The 12622-nt window shown below is 60.7% G+C and carries 12 protein-coding genes; 6 read left to right on the top strand and 6 right to left on the bottom strand.

Features of this window, described 5'->3' with window-relative positions; translation table 11 throughout:
- Positions 1-230 precede the first annotated feature (230 nt).
- On the top strand, positions 231-1118 hold the full coding sequence (gene htpX / locus GIV26_RS17510) for a protease HtpX (RefSeq protein ID WP_003189904.1): 888 nt from the start codon (positions 231-233) through the stop codon (positions 1116-1118).
- Positions 1119-1316: 198 nt separating this feature from the next.
- Here the strand turns inward: htpX and GIV26_RS17505 are convergent, their stop codons facing one another.
- The gene (locus GIV26_RS17505) at positions 1317-1973 is read right to left on the bottom strand and encodes a thiopurine S-methyltransferase (protein WP_236281661.1); all 657 of its coding nucleotides are present in this window, start codon (positions 1971-1973) and stop codon (positions 1317-1319) included.
- Positions 1974-2076: 103 nt separating this feature from the next.
- Between GIV26_RS17505 and GIV26_RS17500 the strand changes: the two genes are divergently transcribed.
- Positions 2077-2844 carry a DODA-type extradiol aromatic ring-opening family dioxygenase gene (locus GIV26_RS17500; protein WP_057976653.1) on the top strand — a complete coding sequence of 256 codons (768 nt, stop codon included), beginning with the start codon at positions 2077-2079 and terminating at the stop codon, positions 2842-2844.
- 133 nt (positions 2845-2977) lie between these two features.
- On the opposite strand, the gene GIV26_RS17495 is transcribed toward GIV26_RS17500, so the two are convergent.
- Positions 2978-4651 carry a DEAD/DEAH box helicase gene (locus GIV26_RS17495; RefSeq protein WP_014717677.1) on the bottom strand — a complete coding sequence of 558 codons (1674 nt, stop codon included), beginning with the start codon at positions 4649-4651 and terminating at the stop codon, positions 2978-2980.
- A gap of 423 nt (positions 4652-5074) precedes the next feature.
- On the opposite strand from GIV26_RS17495, the gene GIV26_RS17490 reads away from it, so the two are divergent.
- Positions 5075-5866 carry a crotonase/enoyl-CoA hydratase family protein gene (locus GIV26_RS17490; protein WP_236281659.1) on the top strand — a complete coding sequence of 264 codons (792 nt, stop codon included), beginning with the start codon at positions 5075-5077 and terminating at the stop codon, positions 5864-5866.
- 127 nt (positions 5867-5993) lie between these two features.
- Here GIV26_RS17490 and GIV26_RS17485 read toward each other — a convergent pair whose 3' ends face one another.
- Positions 5994-6749, bottom strand: coding sequence for a spermidine synthase (locus GIV26_RS17485; protein WP_034127149.1), 756 nt, complete (start codon positions 6747-6749; stop codon positions 5994-5996).
- Positions 6750-6872: 123 nt separating this feature from the next.
- Between GIV26_RS17485 and GIV26_RS17480 the strand changes: the two genes are divergently transcribed.
- Positions 6873-8219 (top strand): class II 3-deoxy-7-phosphoheptulonate synthase, encoded by a 1347-nt coding sequence (locus GIV26_RS17480; protein ID WP_054897897.1) that lies wholly within the window; start codon positions 6873-6875, stop codon positions 8217-8219.
- Positions 8220-8315: 96 nt separating this feature from the next.
- Here the strand turns inward: GIV26_RS17480 and GIV26_RS17475 are convergent, their stop codons facing one another.
- Positions 8316-9545: a winged helix-turn-helix domain-containing protein gene (locus GIV26_RS17475; RefSeq protein WP_034127147.1), complete on the bottom strand. Its 1230-nt coding sequence runs from the start codon at positions 9543-9545 to the stop codon at positions 8316-8318.
- A gap of 45 nt (positions 9546-9590) precedes the next feature.
- Positions 9591-9797, bottom strand: coding sequence for a DUF1127 domain-containing protein (locus GIV26_RS17470; protein ID WP_054920152.1), 207 nt, complete (start codon positions 9795-9797; stop codon positions 9591-9593).
- A gap of 70 nt (positions 9798-9867) precedes the next feature.
- Here GIV26_RS17470 and GIV26_RS17465 point away from each other — a divergent pair, with 70 nt between their 5' ends.
- Positions 9868-10749: a LysR family transcriptional regulator gene (locus GIV26_RS17465; RefSeq protein ID WP_072448173.1), complete on the top strand. Its 882-nt coding sequence runs from the start codon at positions 9868-9870 to the stop codon at positions 10747-10749.
- Here GIV26_RS17465 and GIV26_RS17460 read toward each other — a convergent pair.
- Positions 10739-11488, bottom strand: coding sequence for a sulfite exporter TauE/SafE family protein (locus tag GIV26_RS17460; RefSeq protein ID WP_034127144.1), 750 nt, complete (start codon positions 11486-11488; stop codon positions 10739-10741). The genes GIV26_RS17465 and GIV26_RS17460 overlap by 11 nt on opposite strands.
- Positions 11489-11596: 108 nt before the next feature.
- Here GIV26_RS17460 and GIV26_RS17455 point away from each other — a divergent pair, with 108 nt between their 5' ends.
- Positions 11597-12547, top strand: coding sequence for a LysR family transcriptional regulator (locus GIV26_RS17455; protein ID WP_198790750.1), 951 nt, complete (start codon positions 11597-11599; stop codon positions 12545-12547).
- The last annotated feature ends 75 nt before the right edge of the window (positions 12548-12622 follow it).

Below are 12622 nucleotides of genomic sequence, written 5' to 3'. Positions count from 1 at the left end.
GGTTGTACTTCATTTGGCCCCTGCCTATGACGTGACCCCTATAATCACGGGGCGACAGGGTAGCATCGGGTCGAGCAAGGCTGACAATACAGGTCGGAAAATCCCTTCAAGGCCCTACGCCAACGGTGTAGGACACAGTTTGAAATAGTCCCCCGGTTGAATCACCCCATGCCGCACCTTATATACCCCGCAGTGAGCGACATATTAAGCATGAGGAGAATTCTACAACCATGATGCGCATCCTGCTGTTCTTGGCCACTAACCTGGCAGTCGTACTGATTGCCAGCGTCACCCTGAGCCTTTTTGGCTTCAACGGGTTCATGGCGGCCAATGGGGTTGATCTGAACCTCAATCAGCTGCTGATTTTCTGTGCAGTCTTTGGTTTTGCCGGTTCGCTGTTCTCGCTGTTCATCTCCAAGTGGATGGCAAAGATGAGCACCAGCACCCAGATCATCACGCAACCACGCACTCGCCATGAACAATGGCTGATGCAAACCGTGGAGCAGTTGTCTCAAGAAGCAGGCATCAAAATGCCCGAAGTCGGGATTTTCCCGGCTTATGAGGCCAACGCCTTTGCGACCGGCTGGAACAAGAACGACGCGCTGGTGGCCGTGAGCCAGGGCCTGCTGGAGCGGTTTTCGCCCGACGAAGTCAAGGCGGTGCTGGCCCACGAGATCGGTCACGTGGCTAACGGTGACATGGTCACCCTGGCGCTGGTACAGGGCGTGGTGAACACCTTCGTGATGTTCTTTGCGCGGATCATCGGCAACTTCGTCGACAAGGTCATCTTCAAGAACGAAGAAGGCCGTGGTATTGCCTACTTCGTGGCGACCATTTTCGCCGAGCTGGTCCTGGGCTTCCTGGCCAGCGCCATCGTGATGTGGTTCTCGCGCAAACGCGAGTTCCGCGCAGATGAAGCCGGCGCACGCCTGGCGGGCACCAGCGCAATGATCGGCGCGCTGCAACGCTTGCGCTCCGAACAGGGCCTGCCGGTGCATATGCCCGACAGCCTGACCGCCTTCGGCATCAACGGCGGCATCAAGCAGGGCCTGGCTCGCCTGTTCATGAGCCACCCGCCGCTGGAAGAGCGGATTGACGCACTGCGTCGCCGGGGCTGATAGCCGGATGACTCAACAAGGGGGCGATCTGATCGCCCCTTTTTTGTGCCTGCTGATTTCACCGCTCTCTGTAGGAGCGAGCTTGCTCGCGAAAAACTCGCAGGCGCCGCGTTCATTTAGCAAGCACGCGTTATCGTTGACGTCTTTCGCGAGCAAGAACTAGGCGTCCCCCTCGCTCCTTCAAAAGGAAAAACCCTTTTAGCGCCTGGTCAGCCGATAAGCACGCTCTTCAAGGCGAGTAACACCGTCCTGCAGGAACTTTCCGCTCTCCCTCAGGATGTCCCGCTCCTCCAGCCGCTCCAACGCCCAATGCAGTGCAAATAGCACCTGCACTTCCTCGTCCGTGACAGCAAAGGGTGGTCCGGCCTTCTGCCCTCGGTCGTAATCGAGGGTAATCAGCAAACCCTGGCAGCCTGAGGGCAGCAAGGCATTCAGGTGCTCTGCGTATTGCGCGCGCATCAGTGGCGGCAATGCTATCAACGCTGCGCGGTCATAAACGGCGCTGCAACCGGCCAGCGCCCCGGCATCGAGGCTAAAGAAATCGCCACACCACAGCTCGATCATGCTGGCCTGGTAGACCTTGAAGGCGCCCTGCTGACTGATGTGCGGCACAAGCTCCTGCTCGCTGAAGAACGCCTCAACCGCCTGCTCCGACAGCTCCACGCCCATTACCGGGTACCCCTGGCTCTTGAGCCATACCAAGTCCAGGCTTTTGCCACACAACGGTACCAGCACCTTTGCCCCCTCGGGCAACCCCAGCACGGGCCAGTGCCGTTGCAAATAGGGATTGACCTCGCGCTGATGGAAGCCGATCTGATTGCTCGCCCAGCGGTCCTGCCAAAATTCAGGCTGCATGAATCACTCCGAAAATTCGATCAAAAGGCGCTAAAACTTATATTAGATTTAGATTGATGATCTGATTGAAGATGACTCCATCTTAACCCTCAGGACCCTGCTCATGCTCCCCAGCCTGTTTATCTCCCACGGCTCGCCCATGCTGGCCTTGCAACCCGGTGCCAGCGGTCCTGCGCTGCAGCGCCTGGCTGCCGAACTGCCACGGCCCAAAGCCATTGTGGTGGTGTCGGCGCATTGGGAAAGCCCGGACCTGCTGGTCAGCGGCAGTGCTGCCCCCGAAACCTGGCACGACTTCGGTGGCTTTCCGCGCGAGCTGTTTGCGGTGCAATACCCCGCGCCGGGTGACCCGCAGTTGGCCAGTGAGATCGTCGAACTGCTGCACGCCGACGGCCTGGCTGCACGTATTGACGAGCAACGCCCCTTCGACCACGGCACCTGGGTCCCGCTGTCGCTGATGTACCCGGCAGCGGACATCCCGGTGGTACAAGTGTCCTTGCCCAGCCGCCTGGGCCCGGCTTTGCAGACTCGAGTCGGGCATGCACTCGCGAGCCTGCGCGAACAGGGTGTGCTGCTGATCGGCTCCGGCAGCATCACCCACAACCTGGGCGAACTGGATTGGCGCGCCGGGCCGGAGACGATCACACCGTGGGCCCGGGAATTTCGTGACTGGGTGGTCGACAGACTCGCGGCCAATGACGACGCCGCCTTGCATGACTATCGCCGCCAGGCGCCACATGCCGTGCGCAGCCATCCCAGCGATGAACATTTGCTGCCGCTTTACTTTGCGCGGGGTGCGGGCGCAGATTTCAGCGTGGCGCACCAAGGCTTCACACTGGGTGCCTTGGGCATGGATATCTATCGCTTTGGCTGAAACCGTTATACCTGTGGGAGCTGGCTTGCCTGCTCTCACAGTTGATCGCGTCGGAGCCTAAAACATGAGGCGAAAAAAAATCCCCGAACCAGTCGGGGATTTTTTATGTGCGATCAATCAGCCCAAGGGCGGATCAATCTTCGCGGTAGCGACGCAGCTTGAGCTGCTTACCGGCAACGCGAGTGTCTTTCAGCTTGGCCAGCAGTTTTTCCAGGCCGTCTTCCGGCAACTCCACCAGGGAGAAGCTGTCACGCACCTGGATGCGACCGATGGCTTCACGTGCCAGGCCACCCTCGTTGAGGATAGCGCCCAGCAGGTTCTTGGCCGCGATACCGTCACGCGCACCCAGCGCGGTACGGCAACGAGCACGGCCTTCAGCCAATGGCACTGGAGCACGACGCTCACGGTCACCACGGTCTGGACGGTCACCGGAACGCTCTGGACGATCACCGCGTGGCGCGCTGTTCGGAACCAGTGGACGTTCTTTTTCGATGGCTGCCAAGGTCAGGGCCTGACCATTGGTAGCTTTGCGCAGCAGGGCTGCAGCCAGGGCACGCGGGGTGCAACCGATATCGGCGGTCAGGCGGTCCAGCAGGTCGCCGTGGGTCGATTCAGCGTCAGCCACCAGTGGCGCCAGGCTGTTGGTCAGTTTCTTGATGCGCGCATCGAGAACGGCCTGGGCATCCGGCAGGCGGACTTCGGCAACTTTCTGGCCGGTAACACGCTCGATCACTTGCAGCATGCGGCGCTCACGTGGAGTCACCAGCAGCAACGCACGACCTTCGCGACCGGCACGGCCAGTACGGCCGATACGGTGAACGTAGGACTCTGGATCGTAAGGCATGTCAACGTTGAACACGTGGGTGATACGTGGAACGTCGAGGCCACGGGCAGCAACGTCGGTCGCCACAACGATGTCCAGACGGCCATCCTTGAGGGAGTCGATCACGCGCTCACGCTGGTTCTGGGCAATGTCACCGTTCAGCGCAGCGGCTTTGTAGCCTTTGGCTTCCAGGGCGCTGGCCAGGTCCAGGGTCGCTTGCTTGGTGCGCACGAACATGATCAGGGCGTCGAAGTCTTCGACTTCCAGCAGGCTCAATACAGCCGAGGTCTTCTGGTCAGCGTGAACCAACAGGTGAGCCTGTTCGATCGCGGTGACGGTCTGGGTCTTGGTCTGGATCTTCACGTGCTCCGGATCGCGCAGGTGGCGTTCGGCAATGGCACGGATGGACTGCGGCAGGGTAGCCGAGAACAGTACGGTCTGACGGGTCGCTGGCAGTGCCTTGAAGATGACTTCCAGGTCATCCATGAAGCCCAGCTTCAACATTTCGTCAGCTTCGTCCAGAACCAGGTGGTTCACGGTCGACAGGACTTTTTCGTCACGACGCAGGTGGTCGCACAGACGGCCCGGAGTGGCGACAACGATCTGTGCGCCATTACGGATTGCCTTGAGTTGTGGGCCCATAGGCGCGCCGCCGTAAACGGCCACAACAGTTACACCCGGCATTTGCTTGGCGTAGGTTTCAAAGGCGGTTGCTACTTGCAGCGCCAACTCACGGGTTGGCGCCAGGATCAGGGCTTGCGGCTCGCGCTTGGCAGGATCGATGCAATGCAGAATAGGCAGGGCGAACGCGGCGGTTTTACCGGTACCGGTTTGCGCCTGGCCAATCATGTCCTTACCGGCCATGATGATCGGGATCGATTGCTGCTGAATCGCCGAAGGTTCTTCGTAGCCGGTCGCTGCGACGGCTGCAAGAATATTCGGGTTAAGATTAAAAGCGGCGAAGCCGCCGGTTTCCTGGGTCATGGGTCTGCCTCTAAGTGCATCCGCAAAGACCCATGCTCCAAAGCTGCGCATGCCGTGTTGAGACTCAAGAGTCGCCCTGGCTGCTTTGTCGGCGGGGATTTGCGAAAACGAATGAATGAAAAAGATTCGTCAAGGAAGAGTCCGCTGTGCGGACGTGCAGCCGAAGCTGACTTCGGGGAATTGCGCTACCTAAACGCGGCCCGGTTAAAGGCCGGCGCGCACTATACCGGAAATAGCTGAAAAAGGGAGCTTTTTTTATCGCCAGGCGCCGATAAACCGCACTGGGTCACGCGCTTTGCAGATCCGTGCGCCAGGGTCTATTTTTCAAAGGCCCGGCCCTGTTGGTCATCGAGCTTAAACGGTTCACCCACCCATTGAGACCCTTTGGTCTGAAACCTCACCTGCGCCCCGAGGGCACACCCGATGAATCAAGCCAGCAGTAGCCGTGTCAGCCGCGCACTTGAGGGCCATGTTCTATTGCTAGGCCTGGACCGCGTGACCAAGCGCAACGCCTTTGACCTGGATTTGCTCAATGAACTGAGCCTGGCCTATGGCGAATTTGATCGAAACGATGACGCACGGGTGGCCGTGGTGTTTGCCCATGGCGATCACTTCACCGCAGGACTGGACCTGGCCAATGTCAGCGGCGTAATGGCCGGCGGCTGGCAACCGCCGCTGGGAGGGTGCGACCCGTGGGGGGTGTTTGCCGGCCCGCGCGTGAGCAAGCCGGTGATCGTCGCCGCCCAAGGTTACTGCCTGACCATTGGTATCGAGTTGATGCTGGCGGCGGATATCAACCTCTGCGCCAGCAATACCCGCTTCGCCCAGATGGAGGTGCAACGCGGCATCTTTCCGTTTGGCGGCGCGACATTGCGCTTTCATCAGATTGCCGGCTGGGGCAATGCGATGCGTTGGCTGCTCACCGGCGACGAATTCGACGCCCATGAGGCCCTGCGCCTGGGGTTGGTGCAGGAAGTGATGGCCAGTGAAGACCTGTTGCCCCGTGCCATTGAATTGGCCAACCGCATTGCCCGCCAGGCGCCGCTGGGTGTGCAGGCAACGTTGATGTCGGCACGCCTGGCGCGCATGGAGGGTGAGGCCGTCGCAGCCGCCGCGCTGCCGCCCATGGTGGATAAACTGCTCAACAGTGAGGACGCCAAGGAGGGTGTTCGGGCGATGGTCGAGAAGCGGCCCGGGGTGTTCAAGGGGATTTGAACAAACTGAATTAGCCGTCGCCAGTGAGAGCCTCTTCGCGGGTAAGCCCGCTCCCACAGGGGATTGCATTTCAACACAGAGTGCAACTCGACTGTGGGCTTGCCCGCGAAAGCGTCCGAACTGACAACTAAGTTGCTGGCCGAATCGCCTTGATCAACGGCTGCAACGAATACCCCAATCGCGGCGCCAAGGCTTCGGCGCGGGCTGACAGCGCATCCAGGTCCAGCACCTGATCCAGCTCCGAAGGCACCAATAGAATCACATTGCCCTCCTTCACCGGCAGCTCCCAATAATGCCGGTGGTACAACCCACGCAGCAACGCCGCCCCCAGCGGCTTGCCGTCATCGGTGGCCCACTGGTTGATCACCAGCCAGCCGCCCGGGTTGAGTTTCTTCTGACAGTTTTCCAGGAAGGTCCAGGCCAGATGCCCCACGCCCGGGCCGACATCGGTGTAGAGGTCGACGAAAATCAAATCGGCCGATTCAGCACTGTCGAGCAATTGCAGCGCGTCACCAATGCGGATGTACAAGCGCGGATCGTCATCCAGCCCCAGATATTCAATCGCCAGGCGCGGCACATCGGGGCGCAGCTCAATGGCTTCGACATCCTCCAGCGCCAGGAACTTGAGGCATGCCTGGGTCAACGTGCCCGCGCCCAGGCCGAGGAACAACGCACTTTCCGGCTGTTCATGGCACAACGCGCCGATCAGCATCGCGCGGGTGTAGTCGTACTCCAGCCAGCTCGGGTCAGCAGTGAACACACAGCTTTGCTCGATGGCGTCGCCAAATTCGAGAAAGCGGTAATCAGCCACTTCAAGCACACGGATCATGCCGAATTCATCATGGACTTCGGCCAGCAGGCGCTCGACACGCTCCTCGCTCATCACTACTCCTAAAGGGTTTACCGCACGACAAAGGCGCGATTGTCGGCCAAGCGGCAACCACAGGTCACGCACTAATTGCTGCTAACATTGACGCCCTAACATCCACCTGCAAACGAGTTCATGATGAGCCACCCCTGGAGTCCCGATAGCTGGCGAGCCCTGCCGATCCAGCAGCAACCCCGATACCCGGACGCCGCGCACTTGGAGCAAGTGGAGCAGAGCCTGGCGAGCTACCCGCCCCTGGTGTTTGCCGGCGAAGCCCGCGAATTGCGCCGTCAGTTTGCCGAAGTGACCCAGGGTCGTGCCTTCCTGCTGCAAGGTGGCGATTGCGCCGAGAGCTTCGCCGAGTTTTCCGCCGCGAAGATCCGCGACACCTTCAAGGTGCTGCTGCAGATGGCCATTGTCATGACCTTCGCCGCCGGTTGCCCGGTGGTGAAAGTCGGGCGCATGGCCGGCCAGTTCGCCAAGCCACGTTCGGCCAACGATGAAACCATCGACGGCATCACCCTGCCCGCCTACCGTGGCGATATCGTCAACGGCATCGGCTTCGACGAAAAAAGCCGCGTGCCAGACCCGGACCGCCTGTTGCAGTCCTACCACCAGTCCACCGCCACACTCAACCTGCTGCGCGCCTTTGCCCAGGGCGGTTTTGCCGACCTGCACCAAGTGCACAAGTGGAACCTGGATTTCATCGCCAACTCCGCCCTCGCCGAAAAGTACAGCCAACTGGCCGACCGCATCGACGAAACCCTGGCCTTCATGCGCGCCTGTGGCATGGACAGCTCGCCGCAATTGCGCGAAACCAGCTTTTTCACCGCCCACGAAGCGTTACTGCTCAACTATGAACAAGCCTTCGTGCGCCGCGACAGCCTGACCAACGATTACTACGACTGCTCGGCGCATATGCTGTGGATCGGCGACCGTACCCGTCAATTGGACGGCGCCCATGTCGAGTTTCTGCGCGGGGTGAACAACCCGATCGGCGTGAAAGTCGGACCGAGCATGAACCCGGAGGACCTGATCCGCCTGATCGACATCCTCAACCCGGATAACGACCCTGGCCGCCTCAACCTCATTGCCCGTATGGGTGCAGGCAAGGTCGGCGACCATTTGCCCAACCTGATCCGTGCCGTGCAGCGCGAGGGCAAGCAGGTGCTGTGGAGTTGCGACCCAATGCACGGCAATACCATCAAGGCCAGCAGTGGCTACAAGACCCGCGACTTTGCGCAGATCCTTGGCGAAGTGAAGGATTTCTTCCAGGTGCACCAGGCAGAAGGCAGCTATGCCGGCGGGATCCATATCGAGATGACCGGGCAGAACGTCACCGAATGCATCGGCGGCGCACGACCGATCACCGAAGATGGCCTGTCAGACCGCTACCACACCCATTGCGACCCACGGATGAATGCCGATCAGTCGCTGGAGTTGGCGTTCCTGATTGCCGAGACCTTGAAACAGGTAAAGCGCTGACGTTTTATCGACGGGGATGACGCCATCGCGGGCAAGCCCGGCTCCCACAGAAAAACGCGTTCAAATGTGGGAGCCGGGCTTGCCCGCGATAGAGCCTTAAAGGCTGACATCCCGGTTCAGCATCGCAGCCCTCAACCGGGCAGCACTGGGCCGCTGGCAATTGAGCTGGATCTGTTCCAGCCCTAGCCAGTCGGCCATCTTTCGTAGGTTCAAGGCCAGCGCCAACATACCTTCCTCATCCAGCCCAGGTTCTTCCTCGTGCACGGCATGCACGGCCAGGCGCTCATGGGCACGCTCGGCCCGCAGGTCGACGCGTGCGGCAATGCGTTCGTTGTGGAGAAACGGCAGGACGTAATAGCCGTACACGCGTCTTTCTTGCGGAGTGTAGATCTCCAGGCGATAGCGAAAGTCGAACAAGCGCTCGGTGCGGCTGCGCTCCCATATCAGCGAATCGAACGGCGACAACAATGCACTGGCCGGCACGTTGCGCGGCAGTTTGGGCGCCGCCAGGCAATACGCTGGTTGTTTCCAGCCCCGCACCTGGCACGCCAGCAGTTGCCCATCCTCAACCAGCTCGGCCAAGCGGTTGCGGCTGTCGGCGGGGTCGAGGCGGAAATAATCGCGCAGGTCTTTTTCGGTGGCGACACCCAATGCAGTCGCACTGTGCAACAGCAAGCCACGCTGCGCTTCACCTTCACTCATGGAGACCCTGAGCACCTCTGCGGGAATAACACGCTCGGGCAGATCATAAAGCCGCTCAAACCCTCGACGACCGGCAACCGTGACCAGGCCAGCGGCGAAGAGCCATTCCAGCGCGTGCTTTTCATCACTCCAATCCCACCAGGGACCGGCACGCTCCTCGCGGGTCGACAAGCTACCCGCCCCCACGGCGCCCTGCTGTTCGACGGTGCGCAACACGCGCTGGATCGTCGCCTGCTGTTCACGGCCAAAACGTGCCATCTGCGAATAGATCCCCTGCCCTTGCCGGGCGCGCTCCATACGCCAACCCATCAGCGGGTACAGCGCCAAGGGCAGCAGCGACGCCTCATGCCCCCAGTATTCAAACAGAGAACGCCGCCGCCCCAGGCTCCAGGCCGCCTGCTCAAGAATCGATGGGGAATAAGAACCAAGGCGGGAAAACACGGGCAGGTAGTGGGAACGCACCAGCGCATTGACCGAGTCGATCTGTAAAACGCCCAGGCGCTCGATCAAGCGGTTGAGGTGCGTGGCCTTTATCTGTGCAGGCGCCTGGCGCCCGGAAAACCCCTGGGCAGCCAGCGCCATGCGTCGAGCTTGCTTGAGTGAAATACACAGGTCGGCGGGCATGGCGATCTCCATTGAGGCTCGCGCCCTACCCTACTGCATCCGGGCTTATTTTCGCAGCGGGTCTTCCCAGAAATGCCGATGGCTTTCCTGCGCGACGTCGGCGCGATTGAGCCCGATGTCCTTGAGTGCGTCATCGCTCAGGGTCGCCAGCATCTGCCGCTCCTGATGCAACAGCTGCCAACGCGCGAATGTGTGAAAAAGCCCAGCAAACAGCCAGTTATCCGTCGATATGAAACCTTTTTGACCTTTCATCTTCTCGCCCTCCAGTGGGGATGACGACAGTGTGTGCCTGGCATTATGATCAATCCAACGAATGTTTCTTATGCATTACATCTCGGAGATTGATCAATTGTCCGCCTATCCCAGCATCGACACAGACGTGCTGCGCACCTTCGTCGCCATTGCCGACCAGGGCGGTTTCACCCGTGCCGGCGAGACGGTCAATCGCACTCAATCGGCGGTCAGCATGCAGATGAAGCGTCTGGAAGAAGACGTGTTGCAGCGCAAACTGTTCGAGCGCGATGGCCGGCAGGTACGGCTCACACCCGAAGGCCAGGTGCTGCTGGGTTATGCGCGGCGCATCCTGAAATTGCACAGTGAAGTGTTCAATACCCTGCGCGAGCCGCATATGGTGGGATTGGTGCGCATCGGCACGCCGGATGACTATGTGATGCGCTTTCTGCCAGGGATCCTGAAACAGTTCTCCAAAGCCTACCCACTGATTCAAATCGAAATGCACTGCGAAGCATCGACCGTATTGATGCAACGGCGGGACTTGGCGCTGACCGTGATCAGCCGCGAGCCCGGCAATGATCTGGGTGAGTTGTTGCGTACCGAACGCATGGTATGGGCAGCATCACCGTGCTTTTGTGTGGAGGAGCACGATGCCCTGCCTCTGGCGGTGTCCGGCGACGAGTGCCTGTACACCCATTGGGCACGTGCGGCATTGGACGCGGCCGGGCGAGATTATCGCCTGGCCTATCACAGCTCTAACGGAGCAGCGATCCTGGCGGTGGTGAGTGCGGGCCTGGCGGCGATGGTCAGCATGGAAAGCCTGGTCACCGACGACCTGCGAGTGCTCGGCAGCGACGAAGGCTTCCCGACTTTGCCGTCGATGAACCTGCGCTTGCTGCGTAACCCGCAGATGACCTCGCCGATCACCGAGTGCCTGGCGGACTACATCGTCGAAGGCTTCAAACTTTAAAGGTAAGCATCACCGCGCACACCACCAAAAAGCCACAGAACAGGCCGCGCAACAGGCGCTCCGGCAAGGCATGAGCCACTTTCACGCCCCAACTGATACTCAGCAGGCCACCCACCGCCAGCGGTAGGCCGATCATCCAGTCCACCTCGTGGTGCCAGGCATAGGTGACCAGGGTCACACCGGTACTGGGCAACGCCAAGGCCAACGACAACCCTTGGGCAACCACTTGAGTAGTGCCGAACACACTGGTGAGTACCGGTGTGGCCACCACCGCGCCGCCGACCCCGAACAGCCCGCCCATGGAGCCGGATGCCGCGCCCAAGACGCCAAGCCAGGGCCAGGAATAACGCATTTGCGTGGTGGGCGGCGCGTTGCGGGTGAACATGCGCAGCAGGTTGTAGGCAGACAGCGCCACCAAGAACGCAATAAAACCAATGCGCATGGCGCCCGCATCCAGCCCCACCGCCCAGATCGATCCCAGCCAGGCAAAGCAAAAGCCGGTCACACCCAAGGGTAAGGCGTGACGCAACTCGATGCGGTTACGTTGGTGATAGCGCCACAGGGCGAGCATCACGTTCGGCACAACCATCACCAAAGCGGTGCCCTGGGCAATTTGCTGATCCAGCCCGAACAACACGCCGAGTACCGGGATAGCAATCAGCCCGCCGCCGATGCCAAACAGCCCACCCACGGTGCCCAACGCCGCACCCAATGCCAAGTACATCACTAGATCCCACACCGCTCGCTACTCCGCAATTCCAAGCTTTGCATGCTACGCAGTCGGCTCTGGCGCGGAAACGCACAGCAACGCACAATGGCTGTGCCAATCTCGCATAAGCGTCGAGCCATGAACCCCAACACCTTGACCGACCAACTCAGCCTGTTTCTGGATGTGCTGGAAGCCGGCAGCTTTTCCGCCGCCGCGCGCCGCCATCCGCTGACACCTTCCGCCGTGGCCCGGCGTATCGACAGCCTGGAGAACTCAGTGGGCAGCCGCCTGTTCCAACGCAGCACCCATGCAGTAGTGCCCACCTCGGCGGGCCTGGCCTTTGCCGAGCGGGCACGACGGATTGTCAACGAGTTGCAGCTGGCGCGGGCTGAAGCGGTCTCGCTGAGCCATGCGCCGGAGGGGTTGATCCGGGTCGATGCGCCCGCAGCATTCGGCCGCCGGCATCTGGCGCCGGTCATTGCGGACTTTTTAAACCTGTACCCAGGACTGGACGTGCACCTGCACTTGATCGACAGCTTTGTCGATATGCAGGGCGCGCATCTGGGCAAGGTCGATCTGGTTCTGCGCGCTGGGCATATTGTCGATACCCGGCTGGTCGCTACGCCGTTGGCGAGCATTGTGCGTATCGCCTGCGCCAGCCCCGCGTACCTGAAAAGCCGTGGCACGCCGGCCCATCCTCGAGAGCTGAGCGAACATGAGGGCCTGGACTGGGACGGGCTGGCGCCAATGTTCGCCTGGCGCTTCGAACTGGACGGGCGTCGCACCACCTATCGCCCCCGGCGCATCCGCATGAGCGCCAACAATGCCGAAGCCCTGCTTTCGGGTGCACTGGCCGGGCTGGGCATCGCTCACCTGCCGACCTGGTTGGCCAGTGAATACCTGGTACGCGGTGAGCTGTTGCCGCTGTTTTGTGAAGACGGTTTGCCGAGCCCGGAAACCGCCGGCATTTATGCGCTGCGCCTGGAGCAACAGCCCAATGCGCGCAGCCGATTGTTGCTTGAATATCTTAAATCCCGTTTCAGCCCGGTGCCGCCTTGGGATCTGGCATTGCAAAGTGGCTTGGTCTGACGCCTCCGGCAAGAATTACCTGGCGCATTAAAGATTTGCCCGCTAGATTCCAGCCCAGACATGCTTTTTCGAGAC

The organism is Pseudomonas sp. PA-1-3F (assembly GCF_021609665.1).
GTDB classification, from domain to species: Bacteria; Pseudomonadota; Gammaproteobacteria; order Pseudomonadales; family Pseudomonadaceae; genus Aquipseudomonas; species Aquipseudomonas paracarnis.
The sequence above is the reverse complement of the archived record's forward strand: the minus strand, read 5'-3'. Positions and strand labels throughout refer to the sequence as shown.